The sequence below is a fragment of the bacterium genome (genome assembly GCA_035703895.1).
In the GTDB taxonomy this organism is placed as follows: Bacteria; Sysuimicrobiota; Sysuimicrobiia; order Sysuimicrobiales; family Segetimicrobiaceae; genus Segetimicrobium.
Window position 1 is genome coordinate 1 of the sequence record DASSXJ010000104.1, and the last position, 20,810, is coordinate 20,810.

A 20,810-nucleotide genomic window follows, 5' to 3' on the forward strand; every position below is an offset into this window, starting at 1 on the left:
GGCGCTGTTGGTGTAGGCTCTGGTACGGCGGCATTGCACCTCGCTCTCCTGGCGTGTGGCGTGGGGCCCGGTGACGAAGTAATCACCTCCGCGCACACGTTCATCGCGGGGGCTGAAGCGATCTCACACACCGGTGCGCGCCCAGTCTTCGTGGATATCGATCCACGCACATACACGATCGATCCAGGGCGGGTTGAGGAGGCCATCACCCCTCGCACGAAGGCAATTCTTCCGATCCACTTGTACGGCCAGCCAGCGGAGCTGGGGCCGCTCCTGGAGATCGCACGACGCCACGAAGTCTGGTTGATCGAAGACGCGGCTCAGGCCCATGGCGCGGAATACCTGGGCCAACGCTGCGGTAGCATCGGCCACTTGGCCTGTTTCAGCTTCTATCCCGGCAAGAACCTGGGTGCGTACGGCGACGCCGGCGCGGTGACGAGCAATGACAGACTGCTGCTGGACAAGGTACGCAAGTTGCGCGATCATGGCCGGACAGACAAATACGAGCACGATGAGATCGGCTTCGGTGAACGTCTGGACGCTCTGCAGGCGGCCATTCTGGCCGCCAAACTTTCGCGGCTGGAAGCCTGGACGGAGGCCCGACGGGCTCATGCGAGTCTGTACAATCAGGTATTGGCTGATAGTGGCGTGACGATACCTTACGAGTCGCCCAATGTCCGTCACGTCTATCACTTGTATGTGATCCGCGTGCTCCAGCGCAATATGCTACTGCCCCATCTTAGGAGTCGGGGCATTGGCGCCGGCATACACTACCCGATACCCTTGCACCGGCAGCCCGCATACTTGAAACGCGGATATCACGACGTGTCATTGCCGCACACGGAGAAAGCCGCGAACGAGGTCGTGTCGCTGCCGATGTACCCTGAACTCAGCCATGAGCAGATCATGTACGTGGCGCGAGCAGTGAAGGAGCTGGTTGGTTAATGCCCAGTGTCGCAGTGGTGGGATTGGGCCATTGGGGGCCGAATCTCGTCCGGGCTCTCGCGTCTCTGCGCGATGTGAACCTCTCTGCATTGTGTGATTTGGAAGTCAACAGAGCCGAGAAGGTTGCGCAGCATTTTTGCCCGCGGGCTAGGATCGTCAAAGATTGGTGGGATTTGACGAACGATAGAGAGGTCGATGCTGTCATTCTGGCCACACCGATTCGGACGCACTTTGAGCTTGCCAGCGCCTTCCTTATGGCCGGCAAACACGTGTTTGTCGAGAAACCCCTTGCTCAAACAGTGCAGGAATGCCGCACGTTGATTGATTTGGCTGAGCGACATCACCGTGTCCTCATGGTCGACCACGTCTTCGAGTACAACGCGGCCGTCCAACGGATCAAGAAATACCTTGACCAAGGAGATCTCGGCAGACTCTTCTACATGTATTCGCAGCGGGTGAACCTCGGCCGCATCCAGCGTGACATCAACGCGTTATGGAGCCTTGCTCCTCATGATGTGTCAATCATGAACTATTGGCTGGGGCAAGAACCGCTGTGGGTGACGGCTCGAGGGTTTTCGTACCTCAGCCACGGTATCGAGGACGTCGTGTTCGTATCCATGGAATACCCGGGTGGTGTCGGCGCGCACCTCCACCTCGGCTGGCTCGACCCGCGAAAGGTCCGTCTCATGACCCTTGTGGGCAGCAAGAAGATGCTCGTCTACGACGACGTGAGCATGGATGCCAAGATCCAGATATACGACAAGGGGATCGTGCAGTTGCACGACCACCTGGAGGCGCCGGAGTCTTTTGCTGAGTTTCAACTCCAGATCCGCGTTGGAGACGTATTGATTCCGGCACTCGAATTTCCGGAGCCGCTCCAAACTGGGTGCCGGCACTTCATCGACTGCATTCAAAGCGGCCAGCGTCCGCTCACCGATGGGGTGACTGGCCTCAAGGTGGTGCGGGTGTTGGAGGCCGCTGAGCAATCGTTGAGGGGGGGCGGGGTCCCCGTTGAGCTCAGAGCCGCGGCGATAGAGCGCTGATCAGGTCCTGAGGTCTTGGCGAGGAACCATACCTGTCGGGGGTATCGGGGCGAGATATTATAGGTTCATGAAATGCTCTGGCGTGAGCGGCGTGGGGGGGAGCCGACGCGATGGGAGACGCTGAGTCGAGTCTAGTTGCGAGCGAGAGGGTCGTAAAACCGCTCGTGAGCGTGATCATTCCGACCCATAACCGCGCCGACACCCTGCCTCGCGCTTTGGATTCCGCATATGGACAGGAGGGGCGAGGTGATCATTTTGATCTCGAGATAGTCGTGGTCGACGATGCATCCTCGGATGCAACTCCAAGCGTGATCCGCGCGTACCCGGAGATACGGTATATTCGGCTCCCTGAGCGGCGTGGTGTGTCGGCCGCCACGAACGCAGCCCTGCAGGTCAGCCGGGGATGCTACATCACATTTCTCGATGACGATGACGTCTGGCTCCCACATAAGCTTCGTGTTCAGGTCCCGCTGCTCACGGCGCACCCCGATATCGGGGTCGTGTACAGTCAATCCTTAGTACGCAGCGAGGGGAAGGAAGAGTGGTTGTATCCGGAGGCGAGCAAGGCGCTTTCCGGGTGGGTCTTTACGGGGATGCTGATGGACAATTTTTGCGGACATCATGCATCTCTCCTCGCCCGTCGTACCGCGTTCGAAACAGCCGGTTATTTCGACGAAACTCTGAGGTCCCACGTAGACTGGGATATGTCGCTGCGGCTCGCGTTTCACGTTCCGTTCCTGTTCTCGCCCGGCGCTGTCGACGTCTACAACCTGTCGCCACAGGGATTGTGGCTTAAGCGAGCCGCGAGTGGAATGGGACGGGCGGATGCGGCACGTGTCATCGAAAAAGCGCTCCAGCTGCTGCCCAACTCGCCGCAGTACGAGGAGATAAAGCGGGAGGCCAGGGCGCGGGTAATGCTCGGCGCGGTGTACCCGCTACTCCTTGCCGGCGATCTTGCTCAAGTGCGGGAGACGGCTGTGACAACGCTACGGGCTCATCCGTGGATCATTCGTCATGAGTGGGCGCGGGATACGCTAGGTCAGGCGGTAAGCACATTTGCCCTCTCGACGACATCGCCGGTATCGACCGCTCGCGAGCTCTGCGCTGAGATTAGATCCGCAATCCCCAGTCGCACGCTTTGGAACCGATGGTACGCTCGATGCACCTTCGGCGCGATTTGGGCCGACACAGCCAGGGTTCTGGCTTCTAGTGATCCCGCACGTGACCGGGATTCCGCCTACGCAGCCGCCATTGCCATAGCGACCATGCCTTCGTTTCTCCGTCGCCCGGGCCTGCTGCGACTTATTGTCCGGGGTGTGCTCGGGCGCCGTGCTGATACCATCTGTGCGGGATGGTATATGCGGATGCGGAACATGCTGGGAGCGGCAGAGCGATCTGCGAAAGCTCCGGGCCTTCGATGATACGCTCAGAGTCAGCGGAGCGCCGTGGCGCCCAGTCGCTCATTCCTGGCGGTGGAAGAGGAACCCCCGGCACCTACCCTGCTCGGGGGCGTTCTTCACAACCCAGTCCTCCTCGAACACGAACTCGCGGACGAGGTTCATTCCATGCCGTTGGACGCACTCGAGTACTTCTTCGCGATTGAGAAACCAGACCAGGAATTCCGTGCGGTAGCCCTGCCGGCTGCGCTGCCTGACCACAAATGACGGCCCCCGGGTCACAGTCATCAGCCTGGCGATGTACAGGAACCCGCTGGTGCGTTGGGCAAGTGTGCCGGCCACGTGCTGCCAGTCCTGAAAATAGTGCAAAGAACTGCTACTGACGACCAAGTCAAAGCGGGCTCCAGCGAGATCGTCTGTTTCCTGGTGGAATTGAACGCCCGGCTGAAGGCGTCTTCCCACCCGGCACAACGCCGGTACATCATAGCAATGATACTCAATGGCGATCTCGGGCAGAAGGGCCCGGCTATACAGATAATAGTGACCGAGGCCGCCACCCCAGTCCAGGATGCTCACACTTTGTTTGTTCCGAGCCGCCCGTGTCAGGACGTACCCGTAAGACATCATCACGTTCTGATCCCCGGTATCTTCCCGTGTCATCCGGTCCGGCAGATGTGAAACGCCGAGAGGCCCCGGACCTTCGAGATTCCGTACGAGCACAGGCCAGTGTGTCTCTTGGACGGTGGCTACGCTTTCGAGGTTCCACCCGCCCCCGCCCAGACCGTTTGCAGTCCATCCGCGGGGCTCGTAGCGGGTTCGCGATAAGGCATACCGCGCGGTGTTCGCCGCCAGCGGCGGCAGAAGGGACTCAATTCTTCGGCGCAGACCACGCGCCGCCGGTAACCAGCGGCGTCGCATCACTTGCCCAGGCCTCCGTACGGATGGACTCGGGTCTGCATCGCTCGTTTTGATGTTCCTCCTCCAGAATGTCATGTAGTTCCGATTCTCCGACGTCGGACCCGATTTCTATCAGCATCGGGCGGCTCCTTCATTCGATCGAATATTTCCGAAAGTCCATAGCTCCGCCGCCCTCCGAGTTGAATGTGTGATACGGTGGAGCGCAGAGTGTCTCTCCTTGAGCGGCGGTATCCGTACTTGGTAGGCTGTGGGCGGATCAGAATAGGTTTCTCCGCGAGGTTTGCGACGTGACATGGAACTATTGGCGGCGAAAGTGACTGGCATCCGGCGGGCATTCGTCGTAGGTCTACTCGTGTGGTTGGTGGTGGGGACTGTGAAGATGTATCCTTCCTACCTCGCCTACTTCAATGAACTCGTTGGTGGACCGGGGAACGGGTACAAATACCTGAGCGCTTCGAATCTGGACTGGGGACAAGACTTGAAGGGTCTCAGCACCTATCTCCACCGAAACGGCATCGCGAGGGTGAAGCTTGCGTATTTCGGAACGGACGATCCACGCAGGTACGCGATCAGCTATGAGCAACTGCTCCCCGGTCAACCGACGACCGGAGATCTGGCAGTAAGCGTGACATCGCTCGTTGGTACGCACACCGGCTGCGAAAGAGCGTTTGAGTGGTTACGGGGGTATGAGCCGAGTGCGAAGATTGGCTATTCGATTTTCGTATACCATATTCCGGCGACCGCTAGCCTTCCACCGGCCGTACCGCTCCAAGAATGCAGATAACACGCTTTCCCCTATTGGCAAGTTTTTCTCGTCGGCACGGCCAGTGTAGCGCGTCAGTTCAGTCAGCCAGAGGCCTCGGGCCGCGATGGCTGTACCCTGTAATCACGGCCGCACTCATCGGCGCGTTTCTGCTACAGGCACTTTTGAGCATGAGATACATGTCTATGACGTACGACGAGCCCGTGTACATCGCCGCAGGCTACTCCTACTGGGAAACTCGCGATGACCGCATGAACGGCGAGCATCCGCCTATCCTCAAAATGCTGATCGCGCTTCCCCTCCTCTCCCTGGGCCTCACGGTTCCCACAGATGACCCGTCCTGGCGGGAAGGGGGACAAGGCCCCTTCTCTCGGGCTTTTTTGTCCAGGCAGGGGGTCAATGTGGAACGCATCGTATTCCGATCAAGGCTCTCCATCGTTTTCATTGGCTTCCTACTGGCGCTTTTTGTCCGGAAGTGGGCCGCAGAACTTTGGGGTGCAGAAGCCGGTCTGGCCGCGCTGCTGTTGTTTGTGTTCGAGCCCAATACGCTCGCTCATGCTAGGCTCGCAACCCTGGATCTCGGGCTGACCGCTTTCACGTTCATCTCGATGTTTTACGTATGGAAGTGGCTCAGGACCGGCCGGGTAATCTATGCGATTCTCGCAAGCGTGGCTCTCGGATTCTCGCTCCTGTCCAAGGAAGCCGCTCTCGCGTTCCTGCCGATCTTCCTCGGACAATTTATCGTCGACGACGTTGCGGCCTCGCGAAACAGCCTTCCTCGGCATGTGCATCCCTTCAAGGGCTTCTTTCAAGTCCTCGCTGGCGCCGCGGTCGTTGTGAGTATGGTCTACGCGGTGGTGTTCCATTGGCACCCCCTACTCCATATCGGCGGTGAGCATCGGACCGTGGACAAGGTCCTGGCCCGGATACCAGGTCTCAGGGGTGCGGTGCAAACACAGGTCGTCGCCCTGGGTCAGCGCATATGGGTCCCGGACCTCGACAAGTACATCGAAGGACTACTCGACCAACGGAGGCACCTCATCCAAGGGCACGCGTCATTCCTGATGGGGCACCACGCGTTGCATGGATGGTGGTACTACTACCCAATCGCGTTCCTGATCAAGACTCCCCTCCCGATTTTGCTCCTCGTGATCATTCGGCTCGTCCTTCTCGCTGCGATTCCCATGGTTGATGGGGAATACATGATCGTATTCCCCATCATCGGCATGATGATCCTGGCCTGTTTCGATACCGCTGATCTTGGGTTACGCCAGATCCTGCCGCTCTATCCCTTTCTCTTTATCTGGCTTAGTCGCGTTGTTGCGCTCGAACTGTTCGGGGCCCGAAGGCTGAAGATGCGGCCCGCGAGCGCGCCGATAGCGGTCGAGCGGTAACCCGGCGCGGAGGATCATTCGGATCGTTCTAGCGGATGAAGGATTCGCAAATCCAGTATGAGAACGAGGGCCCTGCGGACGGTCGTCGACGCCCGGGGCCGCGTTTCATCGCGATGGGAGCGACGTGGAGAGCGGCGCGCAAGACTGGAGATCGGGAGAGGCCACACAGGGACTACCGTCCCGTGAAGGGCACGGGACTCCTTTGGTTCGCTCGATTTCCACCGCGTCTTTCCTGGTCGGCATTCTCGCCATCGCGACGCTGCTTCGGGTCGCGCTTTTGGGCGACAAGAGTCTTAGTCTAGAAGAGATTTCCAGCATTTTCTCCACGCGGCTCGATTGGGGGTCGTTCTTTAAGGTCTTCGCGCCTCGAGAAGTGAACATGACCTTTTATTACGTCCTCCTGCGAGTCTGGCGTCTTGCCGGGGAGAACGAGGTCGTTATCCGATCGCTGTCGGTCGCTGCTGGGGTGGCCACCATCCCCGTACTCTATCTTCTCGGACGGCGCCTGTTCGGACCACGCGTGGGTCTCGTGGCAGCTTTCCTCATCAGCATCAACTCGTACCATATCGAGTTTTCGCAATATGCCCGATCCTACAGCCTCCTTGCATTCCTGGCCACCCTCTCCTCGCTGCTGTTTGTGAACTGCCTCGAGCGGCCGTGCTGGGGAAACTGGCTCGGCTATCTCGTGGTCGGCGTCCTGGGCGTGTACAGTCACCTGTTTGCTGCATTCGTGCTATTGGCGCAGTGGGTCTCTCTCGTGTTCCTGCGCCTACGCGATGTCCCGTGGCGTGGATGGCTGATAAGCGCACTGTGCATGGTCCTTCTGCTCCTGCCTTTGGGGATCATCGCAATGCCGCGGACACCCACATGGGGGACCTGGGTCCCCGTTCCCAAGTTTCGCGACATTCCCTATGTGTATTTTGTGCTGACCGGCGAACGGGGAGGGCGGACCGGCATCCTGCTCGTGCTTTTCTATTGTATAGCCTGCGTGATCGCGCTCCTGGGTGCGCGTCGAGCACGCGCTTTTTCCGGGACTCTCCGGCCACTCTGGCGGTATGGCTTCCTGCTTACCTGGCTCTTTCTTCCGGTGCTTGCGGCGTTTGCCGTATCCCAGGTAAAATCCATCTTCTTCGCACACTATATGATCATTTGCCTGCCTCCCCTCATGCTTCTCGCGGCGGTGGGTCTCGACGCGATGCCGAAGCGGGCTCTGATCGGAGGCTTGGTCATTGTGACGCTATTATCATCACATCAGATCTACAAGTATTATGTGGACTATAATGGACATGAGGACTTCAGGGGCGCGACCCGCTACATCCTCTCCCACGTGAGGGCCGAGGACGCTGTGGTAATCTTTGCGCCATATATCCAGAAATCGTTCGAGTACTATCGTGAGCGGTTCGAAGGCGCTTCGAAGCTCCCGCCGTTCACGATCCTTTCGATGGACACGCGGGTCCTACAACTCTGGCAACGGCTCAGGGACGCCGCGCGCGACGAGCCGGCTGATCCGCTGCCCAGCGGGACGGAGCCTCCGTCGCACTATCATCGGGTCTGGCTCATGCTGAGCCACGATTGGGACAGGGAGCCCGGTGTGTTAACCGTCAGCCGATCGATTCAGGCCTCTTGGGCCCGCAAGTACTGCTCGGTCGCCGAAGAACGGTTCACTGACGTGCGGGTCCTGCTTTATGACACGCCCCGCAGCGGCGGCTGCCGATAGCTAGTCCCTGCATTTCCCGCGCCTCTCCGGGAAAACGGTAGTCGATCGAGATCGTTCGAGAGTCGACGGGCCAGGAAGACGTGCCCGATCGGCTTGTCCACCGCGTTGTAGCGCCCCATTCTCGCGGTAGATCCGGGAACTCGCGCCTCTATTGCTGTCGCTCTGATATGAGGAGGTGAGATAACATCGTTGGCAGCGTTTGATATTGTGGGAAATATCTGGCTAGCGAGCGGACGGCGGCTTGCCTACCTCGTCAGCGCCATCAGGAGCATCGCGGAGCTGGCGCCGCTCACCGGACGTTTTCTGTTAAACATCGAGAACGGTCAGGGGCTCGTCGGTCCTTTGCGCAAACTCGTGCGCGCAACTGGATTCCGACAGGCCGACATCTCTGCGCGCCCGGCAGCGTCCTTCGGCTCAGCATACGTTGCCATGCTTCAGCGCACGAGCGCGGACTACATCATGCACTTTGAGGAGGACCACTTCTGCGTTCTCAAAGAGACGGCACCGATGACCCGCCTGCTCGACTTCGCGCGTAGCGCTGCTGCCGATCTCGTGCCCCTCTCCTTATATCGGCTACGCCAGGCGCGCTTCGCCGTGCTCACACCGGAAGCCACCGATTCCTCGGGGCGGCTTTTCCGCTGGGATCAGGATAATTTCTCGCGCATGCTTCAGCATATTCCGCCGGGCCGGCCACGGGCTTATTTCGTCGGCAACAATTGGCTCTTTAGTCGGCAGTTTGCCCTCGCATATTGGATGCGTCCGATTCCTGGCAAACGGCCGCACCCCTTCGAACTGTACGACCCCCCGGAAGGAGCGTCGCTGCGGCTGCTACTCCCATCATTCGAGATACTGCGCCCGATTGACGACGATCACGGGATTGAAGGGAGTTGCTGTCTGCGTTCGGGGGACGAGAAATGGACCCGCCTCTCTGGAATGGACTTGGGCGTGGGGGCGTTCCGGTACCTTACATGGCGAGCATTTCGCACGCCGGCCTGGAAGAGCGCTCTGAGGCGTGTCGCGCGCGTAGTCGCCAGGCAAACCTGAGGAACGGGCCGTGGGCGAACGTACGTTCACCTTCGATGGGTTACGTTTACGGCCTCCACTGAGTCGTTTATAGGATAGAAGGGTGAAGGTCACGCAACCCGAACATAACTTCGTCGACCTTTTGCCGCGGAGACTCCAGCTAGCGATCACCAAACGATTCAGGCGGCCCGCGGGCAGGCGGAAGGGGTAGTATTCGTGAACATCGGTATCTTCGGCACAGGGTATGTCGGCCTCGTCACAGCCGTGTGTTTTGCCGATCTCGGCCATTCTGTGGTTGCGGTCGATAAGGATCACCAAGTCGTAGCGAAGCTCACAGCCGGCGAGCCCACACTCTATGAACCGGGTCTGAAGGAAATTCTGACGCGGAATCTTGAGGCGTCTCGGTTAGTATTCACGACACGTGCCGAGGAAGCGGTGAGGCGTAGCGAGGTGCTGTTCCTGTGTGTCGGCACCCCACCCCGTTCCGACGGAAGTAGTGACCCCGTCCAAGTGGAAGAGGTCGCACGAAGCCTTGCCCCGCTGCTCGACGGGCACAAGCTCATTGTCGAGAAGAGCACGGTGCCCGTGAACACGGCACGCCTGCTCGATCGGACACTTCGCTGGTGGGCCCCGCCGGGATGTGACTATGAGGTGGCCAGCAACCCGGAATTTCTGCGCGAAGGGTCCGCGATTCACGATTTCCTTCACCCGGACAGGATCGTGATCGGGGCTGATTCGGACCGTGCCCGCTCGTTGATGCTCGAACTGTACGGCGATGCCTTCGACTGCCCGAAACTGATCACAGATGTGAAAACCGCAGAGCTGATCAAGCACGCTTCCAATGCGTTTCTCGCGTCGAAGATCTCGTTCATCAACATGATTTCCAATCTGTGCGAGGAACTCGGAGTTGACGTGAGCGTCGTCGCTCGAGGGGTTGGTCTCGATCATCGCATCGGCGCCCATTTCTTCAACGCAGGCCTGGGGTTCGGAGGGTCATGCCTCCCTAAGGACCTTCAGGCATTCGTGCGGATCGCAGAGGACTTTGGCGTGGACTTTTCGCTGCTGCGCGAAGTGGAGCGAATAAACGAGGGACGAGTGGGACGGTTGCTCAAGAAGCTTGAGCGGGCCTTGTGGGTCGTCGGCGGCAAGACGGTCGGGATCTTAGGCGTCGCGTTCAAACCGAATACGAGCGACATTCGGCAGGCGCCGAGTCTGCAGGTGCTTTCCCGGTTGAAGGACGCCGGAGCCATCCTCAATGTGTATGATCCTAAAGCCGCCTCCAACCTGGAGCAGATACATCCACCCAACGCCTCTCTCCATTACGCGGCGTCACCGTACGAAGCCGCAGAGAATGCCCACGCCCTTGTGATCCTCACCGAGTGGGAGGAGGTCGCGTCACTGGATCTTGCGCGTATTCGCTCGCTCATGCGCAGTCCCATCATCGTCGATGGGCGGAATCTCTTCAACCCGGTGGAGATGCGCGAACGAGGGTTTGAGTACTATAGCCTTGGACGCGGCGATGTCACTATCTCCGAACCTGATGGGCGGGTAAAGAACTCCGGGATGCAGGCCTAACGAGACAGGTGGCGCTCCGGCGGGTCTTCACCCTAGCCGGTGCATCCAGAACAGCGACACGGCGACCGTCGTCATGAACAGCGCGGCAACGATCACCGAGGTGAGCCCGCTCACCTCGGTCGGCTTTCGTTCCCACCCGATCGAGCGGCCGAGGCGTGTGTAGACCCGGCTGAGGTCCGCGGTGGACGAGACGCGCTGGTACGTCCCCCCTGTGACCTGGGCGATTTCCTTGAGGGTCTCCTCGTCCAGCCGGACGAAGATGCTCCGTCCCCCGAGCTCGAGGAACGTCCCTTCCGGCGATCCCAGGCCCACAGTATACACCTTGACGCGTTGCTGACGGGCGACGACCGCGGCATCCTCGGGAGGTGTCCCGCGGTTGCTCTGCCCGTCGCTCAAGAGGACCACCGTGGCGGGTGACAAGCGATCGCTCGCGGGGGGCGGACCCAGGGGCGGCATGCCCGGCCCGGGCGAATTTTCCGGCCGCGCACGGCCGGGGAGTGCATACACGGCTTCCAGCAGGCCGTCACCGATCGCCGTGGCAAACTCGAGCGACAGGCTGTTGATGGCCTGAATCACGCGATCATGGTCGTCGGTGGGCGGCGTCACGAGCGTGGCATACGAGCTGAACGACACCAGGCCGATCTTGGCCCTCTGCGGCAGCGCCCGCACAAACTGGACCGCTGCTTTCTTAGCGGCGTCGATCCGGTTCGGGACAACGTCATGGGCCATCATGCTCCGGCTCACGTCCATGCTGAGCATCACCACGGTCCGGTCGTCAGGGACCGGCACCGGCGCCATGGGACGCGCCGCGGTCAGAATCACCGCGCACAACGTCAGCAGATACAAGACGGCCGGCACATGCCTCCGCCATGGCTTACCAGCGGCGGCCGCCTGGGCGATCAGATCCACGCTCGAGTACTGGATGCGGACTCGGGAGGGGCGGCGCAGGATCCAGACATAGGCGGCAATCAGCACCGGCACGATCACGTAGAGGGCCAGGACCGCCGGCCAGAGGAACGTCACGGGAGCCTGCCCGTCCATACGAGTGATACCACCCCACCGATGAGGAGCAGGGCCCCCGCCGCACCCACGAACAGCGAGGAGACCTCAGTCTTTCGCTTCTCCCACCCCAGTACGCGCCCCAGGTCGCGGTAGACCTGCTTGAGCCCCTGCGACGCCGAGGCCATGAAGAACTTGCCATCCGTCACAGCAGCGATTTGTTGCAGCAGCGTGGGATCAAACGGGACGAACACCATCTGCCCTTGATAGTTAAAGACGCTCCCCCCCGGCGCCCCCAAGCCCACCGTGTAGATCTTCACCTTGAGCTGCTTTGCGAGCAGCGCCATCTTCACCGGATCCGCGGTACCGGCGTTCTGCCCGCCGTCACTGAGCAATATGATCGCCGCAGGCGAGAGATCCTCCCCTTGAGGGGGCGTGGGCGGCGGCGCGGGAGACCCAGGGGCCGGCGGGGTCCCAAATGGGGGTGGGCCGAATGGCCCGGGCCGGGCCTCGGGAAGATCAACCGCGCGCCCAGGGAGGGCCTTGAGCGCCACCAGAATCCCGTCCCCGATCGCCGTGGCTTCCTGAGGCTTGAGGGTGCCCACCGCCTGCTTCACGGCTTCGTGGTCGGGAGTCGGCGGAATATTGAGGGTCGCGTAGGTGCTGAACGACACCAACCCGATCTTGGGCCCTTGCGGAAACGAGTCCACGAACGTGCGGGCGGCGACTTTGGCCGCTTCGAGACGGGTCGGATCGAGATCCGGCGCCATCATGCTCCCGCTGGTGTCGATGAGGAGCACGACGACGGCTTTGTTGACGGGCAGCGGGATGCTCATCACCGGCCGGCCGACCGCGCCCAGCAGCAAGGCAAGCGCGACGAAGTACAGCGCCATGCTGACGTGCCTCCGCAACCCTGGGAGCGATGTCGCCAACCGCTCATACAGGGACCGCTCGGCGAACCGATCGACCGCTCGACGCCGGGCTCGGCGCACGCCGAAAACGTACCACGCCACCAGCGCGGGCAGCAAGGCGAGCCCCCAAAGCATTAGTGGCCAGGTAAATTCCACCGGCGGCGCCTCCGAAACGTCACGAACTTCACGAGCGGATCGACGAGCGACCCCGCAGTCGAGAGCTGCAGCAGGTCGACCGTCGCCCTGCGGGTCATCTGGGCGAGCTCGTCGTCACGCGCGGCCACCAACTCGCGATACCGTCCGCGCACCTTGCGATCCGAGGTGTCGACCCAGACTTGCTGTCCGGTCTCCGGATCTTGAAAGTAGACCCCGCCCACGTCCGGCAACTCCCGCTCACGGGGATCTTCGACCCGAACGGCGATGACGTCGTGTCGCCTGCCGAGTTCGGCCAATTTCGCCTCCCACCCGCCTGGGGAGTGGAAGTCGGAGACCAGAAACACGAGCGATCGCCGGCGCAGCACGCGGTGAAGCTGATGCAACACGTCGCCGAGGTCCGTGCGTCCGCCCCCGACCACCGAGGGTTGCGAGGCCAGGGTGTGAACAACCCGCAGGGCTTGCTCGCGGCCGGTCCGCGGGGGGATGAACACCCGGCCCGCCTGGGTCGGGAATCCAATCGCCCCAACCTTGTCGCCATGGCGGGTGATGATGTACGCGGCCACCCCCGCAAAATCGATGGCGAGCTGCCGCTTGAACCGCTGCACCGTGCCGAAATCCATCGAGGGCGAGAGATCCACAAGCAGCCACGCAGTGAGTTCCTTCTCCTCACGATACTGGCGCACGTAGATTTCGTTCATCCGCGCCGTGACATTCCAATCGATGCGGCGGACTTCGTCCCCAGGTTGGTACGCCCGGACCTCGGCCAAGTCCAGGCTCGGGCCATAAAACACCCCCGAGTAATCCCCGAACAAGAAGCCGTCCAGGCGACGGACGATCTTAAACTCGAGGCGCCTCAAGATTCGCTCGGGCGTCTCCATAGGGGTCTCCAATGTGGACTTTCGGAACCGGAACCGCTTCAACCACACGCCGCAGAAGGATTTCCGGCGTGACCTCCTGAGCCAACGCTTCGTAGGACAGCAAGAACCGGTGCCGGAGCACCTCCGGGGCGAGGTCTCGGACGTCCTCGGGCATAGCATACTCCCGCCCACGGAGCAACGCGAGGGCCTTCGCGCCGATGATGAGGTTTAGCGAACCCCGCGGGCTACTCCCGTACGAGATGAACTTGGTCAGATCGCCCAGTCCAAACTCCTGCGGGCGGCGAGTGGCCGTCACGAGGCTCACGGCGTACTCATGCAGCTTCTGATCCACGTACACCGCTTCCGCGATCTTCTGAAGGTGGAGCAATTCCGAGGTCCCAATGACCTTGGACACGGTCGGGGATTGTTCGGTGATCCGATCCACGACCGTCATCTCCTCGTGGAACGACGGATAGGAGATGACGACCTTGAACATGAAGCGGTCGACCTGCGCCTCGGGAAGCGGATACGTGCCCTCGCTTTCGATGGGGTTCTGCGTGGCCAGGACGAGGAACGGATCCGGCAGAGGGAACGTCTCCTTGCCAATCGTGACCTGCCGCTCCTGCATCGCCTCGAGGAGGGCAGATTGCACCTTGGCCGGCGCGCGGTTGATCTCGTCGGCGAGCACGAGGTTGGCGACCACCGGCCCCAACTCTACCTCGAACGTCGAGCGCTGCTGGTTGTAGATCCGGGTCCCGATCAGGTCGGCGGGGACCAGGTCCGGCGTAAACTGAATGCGCCGGAACTGACAGTCCAGCACCTGCGCGGTCGTTTTGATCGCGAGGGTCTTGGCCAGACCCGGCACCCCCTCGATCAGGATGTGCCCGCGCGAGAGCAGGGCCACCAGCATCCGCTCGAGCATCAAGTCCTGCCCGACGATGATCTTCTTGACCTCATAGAGGACCGTGCGCATCGTGCTGGCGGCCTGCGCAAAGGTCTCGGTGGGGTACCGCAGGACCCGCATTCGCGTGTTGGGCGGCTCGTTCACCACAGACTCCTCCTGGCTATAGTATCCTACGATTTCTATCAATGTCGCAACTCGAGATCTAGTGTGTCAAACTTCTTGGGGCTCGCGCCGATTCCGCTGAATCCTCTCCGGGCGCCCACCGGGCCTGTCCGCCATGCGAGCGTTCGAGGTACACGAGCGCCCACGGGCTGCGTTCCACCGGCGTCCTCAACGGTCCCATGGTCTCCACATGTACGAGAAGGCTCGTGGGGTTTCCCACGCCGGCCAGAGGCACGACGATATTGATGCGGCGGCCAAAGCTGCGACCGACGGCCCCGGGCGGGAGAGGGAGATCCCGCGGCTGGGACTGCAGCGCGGTCAGCGCCCGCGGGGCCTGGAACTGCAGCCTGAGCCGTGCCATGTGCCCATCCCGGTAGAAGAGCGTCGCTACCACCCGGTATTGCGCTTCGCGGATCGCCGCGCGGAGGAGGCGAACCGCGACGTAGAGCCGGGTCGAGTCCTGAGCGAAGCCGACGGTGTCCAGCTTGACGCTTCCCTCGGTGGCGCGGATCAATGAGCCCCCGGACATCCCCTTGATCGCGGGCGGCAGGCGATCCCAGAACTCCGGCGTCGCGACGGGCAGGCTGTCGCCTTCGATCGCCAACGGAACACTCGAGGAATGCATGTCGAACAGCTCGTTTCGGCGAATAAAACTCAGCATATAGGCACGCAAGAGCTGCGTCTGGGTATGGTATTCGAGGATCGCCATCCGTTTGGCATCCTGATCGGTCTGATCGAGAGGGTATTCCGTCCATGCCGCTCCTGCGGCCAGGAGGCCGCCCGGTGGGACGAGGGGCAGATCGGGCGCGTACGCCTGGGGCACCGGCCACCGGGCGTGGTGAACGAGGTACGGCCACACCCGCACGGTCTTGGCCCAGGCGACGTCCTCGGCGCGGAGATGCTCGAGGGCGGCCATGACGAACGCGCCGGCCGCCCAGTGATCGCGATGCGTGTCCTCGGCGTGATGGCTCACGATAATCGTGGGACGCTCGCGGCGGAGCACACGCTCCACGTCCTCGAGCACGTGTTGGCCGCAATATCCAACTCCGGGGCGGCCGGCCGGCGAATACGGAGAGCGATTGTGCCGGGTATACGGTGACGTATAGAGGTGATCGCAGGTCCAACCCGGCCCCCACAGCACTGCGAGTCCCCGATCCGGGTACCCGAGAAACGTGAGCCGGTCGACCGAGAGTCCAATGCGAGCCGCCGCGGCGACACCTTCGCGCTGCCGCCGCTGGCCGTACTGGATGAACCGGTCCGGCGTGCTCAGGAGCGTGTGGAACCCAACGTCGACACCCTCGAGGTACCCGTCCCCGTTGGTGAAGAACACGATATGTACGCGCGCACCGGCCAGGACCGCGGCATGAATCAACCCGCCTGCCCCCAGGGCTTCGTCATCCGGGTGGGCGGCGAATACCACCACGGAATCACCTGCGGTTACGCGCTCGCGCGTCTCGGAAGTGGCGACAACAGGAGAACCCAGCGCGGCGTCGGGATGGGGTGCCCATCCGCTCCCCCGCCCTGGCGCGTACCAGGTGGCGACCGCAACCACGAGCAGCCCGGCCGCTACACCCCACATGCCTCTTCGTCTCGGCACCTGTGCCGCGAGGGCCCCCTTGCGACCCGCCCTCAGGACGGCGGGCTCGATGAACGCTGATGCTTTAGGAGGTTCGCAGCCGGAGGCCACCCCCCCTCCCGCGCCCCGCGGGAGTCCTTCACCGAATCGTCGTCGTGACCTTGGCCGCGGGCGTGACGGCCTGGCCGTCCACACCCACCTCGACGGCGGTGATGATGACTTTGATGCCGTACACCGGCGGTGACTCGGAGAACGTCGCCGACCAATTTCCGCTCTGATCGGCGGTCACGACCTGGGTCCCAAGGGTTCCAGTGAGCTGGAACAGCAGCACGGAGCCATCGTAGTCCGCCGTGACCTTCACCCGCGCTCCCGGTCGAGCACGACCCGTAACTCTGAACGGGGTACCGATCGTGGCCCCTTCGGCGGGGCTGATAATCGTCGGGGCAATCGGGGGAGCGGGGACACCGGCCCTGATCTGCAGGTGCGTCGTAGCGGTCGCGGTAAACACTTCGCTATTGGAGGCCACCAGACGCACGGTCACTTCGGCGTCACGGACGACATCGCCGGGTTGTACAGTGTAGCTGCCATAGTAGGTGCCGCGCTCGGCCGTGGACTCCACCATGGGCACCCCCGTCCGAAGCCCGCCGATCGAGAACGTGGCGCGGCCCCCCGGGGCTCCGGTGGCGACCACCTCGACGACGTCTCCGGCCCGGAGCTCACGGCCCGATGGCGTGACTGCCACCGAGGCCAGACCGGGGTTGCTTGCGGCGGCCTCTTGCCGAATCACCGCGGCCCAGATCTCGTTGGTCTCGGGATTCAACCGCAGCTGCACGACATCTCCAGGCCGGAGGGCGCCGGCCTCCACCGCCTTGCCATCCCGCATCACCCGCGCCGAGGGGTTCAGTCGATACGTGTCCCCATTCTCGAGCACGACGACCCCAGCATCGGTGATGGCGATGATCCGCCCCGAGACTCCTCGGTACGTGGCCCGGATGGATTGGGCGATTCCGTCCCGATCCACCGTCATCTGTACCCGGTCGCCAGGGAGAATCGCCGACAACGCTTCGGAGCCGCCCGTGTTGTCCGCAACGTTGACCCGGCTGATCGCCGTTGTGGTGACGACCCTGTAGCTCTGAACCGCTTTGTCGACGAGCACCTGGATCTGGCCAATTTGGCCCGCGGAAGCCTCTGCCCTGACGCCGACGACGGTTCCGGTTACGGCGTTCGAGGAAGGTACCGGCGGCTGCGCCGTCGTGGGCGGATACGTCTGAGGCGGCGGTACGGTGGGCGTCGGCGGCTGCGCCACCGTGGGCGGATAGGTTTGGGACGGCGGTAAGACGGGCGCCGTTGGGCCGGACGCCGGCGCGCTGGCGATTTGCACGGTGGTACTGGTGGCGTCCCAGGAAACTTGTGCGCCAAGGGCCTGGCTGATGAAACGCAACGGCACCATCGTCCTCCCGTCCACCAGGAGCGCGGGCACGTCCATCAGCGTCGGTTGGCCGTTGATGGAGGCTTGGGTATCGCCGATGCGGAGGGAGATGCTCGTATCCCCGCGGGCCGCCAGCACCATCTGGGTCGCGGGATCCCAGGTCACGACGGCGCCGAGCCGGTTGAACACCCCTCGCAGCGGAACCAGCACGCGTCCTGCCGCGATCGCCGGTGGGACGTCGAGCGACACCAGTTGTCCATCAATGAACACCTTGACATAGGGGGCAGGCGCCACGGTTTGCGCTACGACGGCGCCGATCCCGTTGGCCACAAGCCCAAGGGTCAGCAGAAGACCGACGAATCGTGTCCGGTATGAGGAACGCATGGTACCACCTCACGTTGTCTAAAGACGGAGTAAAGCCGTATCCCTTAAGGAATCTGCCCTGATTTCCCATCCTGTAGACGGCATGCCAACCACATGTGCGACGAGCGGATCTTGTCTATTGCCGCGTGTCCGCGGAGCCTCACCATTTGGGCATAACCCCTACGCTCGAATGATCAAGCCGAAGCGACCGGGGGCACGATCATGAGGCTCGATGACCTAGACGTATCGGACGAGGAACTGCGCAGCTGGGCGCGGGCCATTGAGAAATCGCCAACCGAGGAGTTCAATCTCGACGAGCTGCCTTTTGGCAAGCTCGTTGTCAACTGGCTCGATCAAACGATGCTTGCGCTCCTCGAGCACGGCAGGAAGAGGGCGCTCAACGAAGCGATTGCAACAAGGATCGCCCTCCGCGCCACAGCGCTCTCGCGAATGACCCAGGATCCCAGACCCCTCATTGCGTTCAAGATCGGAGAGCGGTGGCTCATGAAAGTGCTGTCGGAGTTTGGGTGCCGCATCTGACCGCGGAAAGCGCATTCCCACCGTCCCACCTCCCCTAGACCAGGATTTCCGATTTGACCGCGCACTGAGAACCTCAGGGATGAGTCGAATGTCCTTATTGCCCTGCCTGGGCCCGCAGGGTGGGCTGACGTTGTCGTTGCAGACAGGTCAGGCGGCACAGCAGCCGAGGCCGGAGAGGCGTCGAGAAATCGCCCGCCGGTGCGGCCATTCCGGGGTCAGCGTTCTCAGTAAGGGCAAAACGGTTCTTTCTGGACCCCGCGTTGGAGGAAACTGGGGTGGAATCCTTTAATGCAAAGCCGTGCAGGTGTACTGAAGATGAGTCGAAAGGCCAAAACGCGAATTCCAGCTAACGTTCCTCGTCCCCGGAGGAACTGATCGAGGGGCTCGGCCGCAGGAGCATCGTCGCCCGGCATCGCGTGCGCGTAGAGGTCGTGGGTCTTGCGGATGTTCGCTTGTCCGAGCCACGTGGGCGTTCGCGACGTGGGCCATGAGCGTCGCGTGGCTATGACGCTGCCCCGCATCGAGACTCGCTTGACGCCAGCCTCGCGGTAGACACGAGCCGGCTCGGCGAGCACCTGCTACTCGGCCAGCCGGGAGCCGTCGGCCTGATGCTAGACACCGTTTTCTTGTTCGATGCGACTTTGCCAGGGCAATGGGATCCAACATGGCGTGAATAGGGAGTGGCGACTCCGGTAGATGGGAGACAGGAGGCGGCGGATGCTTGAGGGCGGCATGCCACTGGCGTTATGACAACTGCTGAGCTCGACAAGAAGATAGCCGCACTGCTATTTGTGCTATTTTCCATCCTGTATGTTTCCACCGTCACGAAGGGGGATGACGGCTATAATGGGGCGTCACGGCTTGCTCTCGTCCAGGCCATTGTCGAACAGCATACGTTTTCCATCGACCAGTCCCTTTATACACCGCTGACCAAGGACAGGGCGTACGTGCGCGGGCACTACTACACTGATAAAGCCCCAGGACAATCTCTCAGCGCCGTTCCTCTTTACTGGGTCCTCTACCACCTAGGTATTTCCTTTGCCAAACATCGAGGCATCGCAGAGGAACTGTTGAAGATTCCGTTTGCTCTCCTGGCAGCTCTTGTTCCTATGCTTTTCTTCGCCATCAGTAAGTCATATGCTCCCAAGCAGAGAGTACGGTTGTTGGTTGCACTCGCCCTTGGTGCAGGTACCGGGATATTCTTCCTTTCCGGGGTTTTCTTTTCACACGCATCGGCCGCGGCTTTCCTGTTGATAAGTTTCTACTTCACACTGCGGGCTCGGGAAAATACGAACTGGTTTTGGCTCTCGGGGGCGGCCGGCGGCACGGCGTTTTTTTTCGAATACCCGGCACTCTTCCTGGCGATCGCCATCCATCTCAACTATCTCAGCCAGCAGCGAAGAATGGAGATTGGTAAGGCGATCTTAGCAGCACTGCCGTTTGTTGTATGCGTCCTGGCCTTGAATTTCCAAATTACGGGGAATCCGCTGGATTTTCCCTACTACCATACCGGCGACTGGCCAGGATCGCCATTACCAGTGAACAGCAACAGGTTTGAGCTGGGACATGTTACGTTTCAGTACGCGGCTCAGATGTTCTTTTTTGGCCAATCATTTCCGCGAGCTCACAATTACGACAACTACTTCCAGGGTCTGTTCCTCTACTCTCCATTCCTTCTGTTAGGCCTCTTTTTTTCAAGGAAAGAACACGTGATCTTGCTCTTGGGCTGTCTCGCTGTCGCTCTTCTGTACCTTGGTTCGGTCGTAGATGATGCCGTTGGGGGATGTACTTTCTCAAACAGGTACCTTGTGATCACGCTTCCTTTTCTGGCACTGCCGGCCCTACAGCTCGTCCAACATTGGCCTAAGGCGTTTGCGATTGCTGCGGGCGCGTCCATTGCTATGAACTTCATTGGAGCCACCACTGTTCCCCTGTCGTGCGCCCGGTTCCCCTTGGGGGAAGCGATCACTTATCTTCCGGCGTATCTTCCGGCGCTCTTGCGGCATGCGGCAATGCTTTCGGCGTTTGCGATCATTCCCTTCGTGTTTTTCCCTTCCATTGCGCGAAAGGGAGAAGAGGTAATCCGGGTACTCTCTGCGAGAAGTTAGTCGGTGGGGTCTGGTGTCATGGTAGGATCT

The 20,810-nt window shown here is 61.4% G+C and carries 17 protein-coding genes; 10 read left to right on the forward strand and 7 right to left on the reverse strand.

The window, feature by feature from the left end; translation table 11 throughout:
• The 3 genes from VFP86_06950 to VFP86_06960 form a co-directional block, all read left to right on the forward strand.
• Positions 1–945: DegT/DnrJ/EryC1/StrS family aminotransferase (locus tag VFP86_06950; protein HET8999366.1), on the forward strand; the 945-nt coding region annotated here is incomplete at its 5' end.
• Positions 945–1,988: a Gfo/Idh/MocA family oxidoreductase gene (locus VFP86_06955; GenBank protein HET8999367.1), complete on the forward strand. Its 1,044-nt coding sequence runs from the start codon at positions 945–947 to the stop codon at positions 1,986–1,988. The genes VFP86_06950 and VFP86_06955, both read left to right, overlap by 1 nt.
• A gap of 110 nt (positions 1,989–2,098) precedes the next feature.
• On the forward strand, positions 2,099–3,409 hold the full coding sequence (locus VFP86_06960) for a glycosyltransferase family 2 protein (protein ID HET8999368.1): 1,311 nt from the start codon (positions 2,099–2,101) through the stop codon (positions 3,407–3,409).
• Positions 3,410–3,448: 39 nt separating this feature from the next.
• On the opposite strand, the gene VFP86_06965 is transcribed toward VFP86_06960, so the two are convergent.
• Positions 3,449–4,012 carry a methyltransferase domain-containing protein gene (locus VFP86_06965; GenBank protein ID HET8999369.1) on the reverse strand — a complete coding sequence of 188 codons (564 nt, stop codon included), beginning with the start codon at positions 4,010–4,012 and terminating at the stop codon, positions 3,449–3,451.
• A 583-nt stretch (positions 4,013–4,595) separates the two neighbouring features.
• Between VFP86_06965 and VFP86_06970 the strand changes: the two genes are divergently transcribed.
• From VFP86_06970 to VFP86_06990, 5 genes are all read left to right on the forward strand, one after another.
• Complete coding sequence (locus tag VFP86_06970) at positions 4,596–5,087, forward strand: hypothetical protein (protein HET8999370.1); 492 nt, start codon at positions 4,596–4,598, stop codon at positions 5,085–5,087.
• 158 nt (positions 5,088–5,245) lie between these two features.
• On the forward strand, positions 5,246–6,460 hold the full coding sequence (locus VFP86_06975) for a phospholipid carrier-dependent glycosyltransferase (protein ID HET8999371.1): 1,215 nt from the start codon (positions 5,246–5,248) through the stop codon (positions 6,458–6,460).
• A 202-nt stretch (positions 6,461–6,662) separates the two neighbouring features.
• Positions 6,663–8,177 (forward strand): glycosyltransferase family 39 protein, encoded by a 1,515-nt coding sequence (locus VFP86_06980; protein ID HET8999372.1) that lies wholly within the window; start codon positions 6,663–6,665, stop codon positions 8,175–8,177.
• Between the two features lie 189 nt (positions 8,178–8,366).
• Positions 8,367–9,221, forward strand: coding sequence for a hypothetical protein (locus VFP86_06985; GenBank protein HET8999373.1), 855 nt, complete (start codon positions 8,367–8,369; stop codon positions 9,219–9,221).
• Between the two features lie 195 nt (positions 9,222–9,416).
• A complete protein-coding gene (locus VFP86_06990) occupies positions 9,417–10,775 on the forward strand; it encodes a UDP-glucose/GDP-mannose dehydrogenase family protein (protein ID HET8999374.1) in 1,359 nt (452 codons plus the stop codon).
• 27 nt (positions 10,776–10,802) lie between these two features.
• On the opposite strand, the gene VFP86_06995 is transcribed toward VFP86_06990, so the two are convergent.
• From VFP86_06995 to VFP86_07020, 6 genes are all read right to left on the reverse strand, one after another.
• On the reverse strand, positions 10,803–11,816 hold the full coding sequence (locus VFP86_06995; GenBank protein ID HET8999375.1) for a VWA domain-containing protein: 1,014 nt from the start codon (positions 11,814–11,816) through the stop codon (positions 10,803–10,805).
• Positions 11,795–12,841 carry a VWA domain-containing protein gene (locus VFP86_07000; GenBank protein HET8999376.1) on the reverse strand — a complete coding sequence of 349 codons (1,047 nt, stop codon included), beginning with the start codon at positions 12,839–12,841 and terminating at the stop codon, positions 11,795–11,797. The genes VFP86_06995 and VFP86_07000 overlap by 22 nt, the downstream gene beginning before the upstream one ends.
• A complete protein-coding gene (locus VFP86_07005; protein ID HET8999377.1) occupies positions 12,820–13,719 on the reverse strand; it encodes a DUF58 domain-containing protein in 900 nt (299 codons plus the stop codon). Before VFP86_07005 ends, VFP86_07000 begins: the two co-directional genes overlap by 22 nt.
• Entirely contained in the window at positions 13,679–14,722 is a 1,044-nt protein-coding gene (locus VFP86_07010; protein HET8999378.1) for an AAA family ATPase, read from the reverse strand. The genes VFP86_07005 and VFP86_07010 overlap by 41 nt, the downstream gene beginning before the upstream one ends.
• 82 nt (positions 14,723–14,804) lie before the next feature.
• Complete coding sequence (locus VFP86_07015; protein HET8999379.1) at positions 14,805–16,361, reverse strand: PIG-L family deacetylase; 1,557 nt, start codon at positions 16,359–16,361, stop codon at positions 14,805–14,807.
• A 118-nt stretch (positions 16,362–16,479) separates the two neighbouring features.
• Entirely contained in the window at positions 16,480–18,153 is a 1,674-nt protein-coding gene (locus VFP86_07020) for a stalk domain-containing protein (protein ID HET8999380.1), read from the reverse strand.
• A 201-nt stretch (positions 18,154–18,354) separates the two neighbouring features.
• Between VFP86_07020 and VFP86_07025 the strand changes: the two genes are divergently transcribed.
• Positions 18,355–18,672 (forward strand): hypothetical protein, encoded by a 318-nt coding sequence (locus tag VFP86_07025; protein ID HET8999381.1) that lies wholly within the window; start codon positions 18,355–18,357, stop codon positions 18,670–18,672.
• Between the two features lie 746 nt (positions 18,673–19,418).
• Positions 19,419–20,780, forward strand: a complete 1,362-nt coding sequence (locus VFP86_07030; GenBank protein ID HET8999382.1) for a hypothetical protein — start codon at positions 19,419–19,421, stop codon at positions 20,778–20,780.
• Positions 20,781–20,810: the final 30 nt, after the last annotated feature.

What these genes read in the sequence shown, in the direction of transcription:
- VFP86_07005 (HET8999377.1), bottom strand. Translation starts at nt 13,719, where the DNA reads ATGGAGACGCCCGAGCGAATCTTGAGGCGCCTCGAGTTTAAGATCGTC.
- VFP86_06965 (HET8999369.1), bottom strand. Translation starts at nt 4,012, where the DNA reads ATGATGTCTTACGGGTACGTCCTGACACGGGCGGCTCGGAACAAACAA.
- VFP86_06960 (HET8999368.1), top strand. Translation starts at nt 2,099, where the DNA reads ATGGGAGACGCTGAGTCGAGTCTAGTTGCGAGCGAGAGGGTCGTAAAA.
- VFP86_07010 (HET8999378.1), bottom strand. Translation starts at nt 14,722, where the DNA reads ATGCGGGTCCTGCGGTACCCCACCGAGACCTTTGCGCAGGCCGCCAGC.
- VFP86_06955 (HET8999367.1), top strand. Translation starts at nt 945, where the DNA reads ATGCCCAGTGTCGCAGTGGTGGGATTGGGCCATTGGGGGCCGAATCTC.
- VFP86_06975 (HET8999371.1), top strand. Translation starts at nt 5,246, where the DNA reads ATGTCTATGACGTACGACGAGCCCGTGTACATCGCCGCAGGCTACTCC.
- VFP86_06995 (HET8999375.1), bottom strand. Translation starts at nt 11,816, where the DNA reads ATGGACGGGCAGGCTCCCGTGACGTTCCTCTGGCCGGCGGTCCTGGCC.
- VFP86_07020 (HET8999380.1), bottom strand. Translation starts at nt 18,153, where the DNA reads ATGCGTTCCTCATACCGGACACGATTCGTCGGTCTTCTGCTGACCCTT.
- VFP86_06970 (HET8999370.1), top strand. Translation starts at nt 4,596, where the DNA reads ATGGAACTATTGGCGGCGAAAGTGACTGGCATCCGGCGGGCATTCGTC.
- VFP86_07025 (HET8999381.1), top strand. Translation starts at nt 18,355, where the DNA reads ATGAGGCTCGATGACCTAGACGTATCGGACGAGGAACTGCGCAGCTGG.
- VFP86_07030 (HET8999382.1), top strand. Translation starts at nt 19,419, where the DNA reads ATGACAACTGCTGAGCTCGACAAGAAGATAGCCGCACTGCTATTTGTG.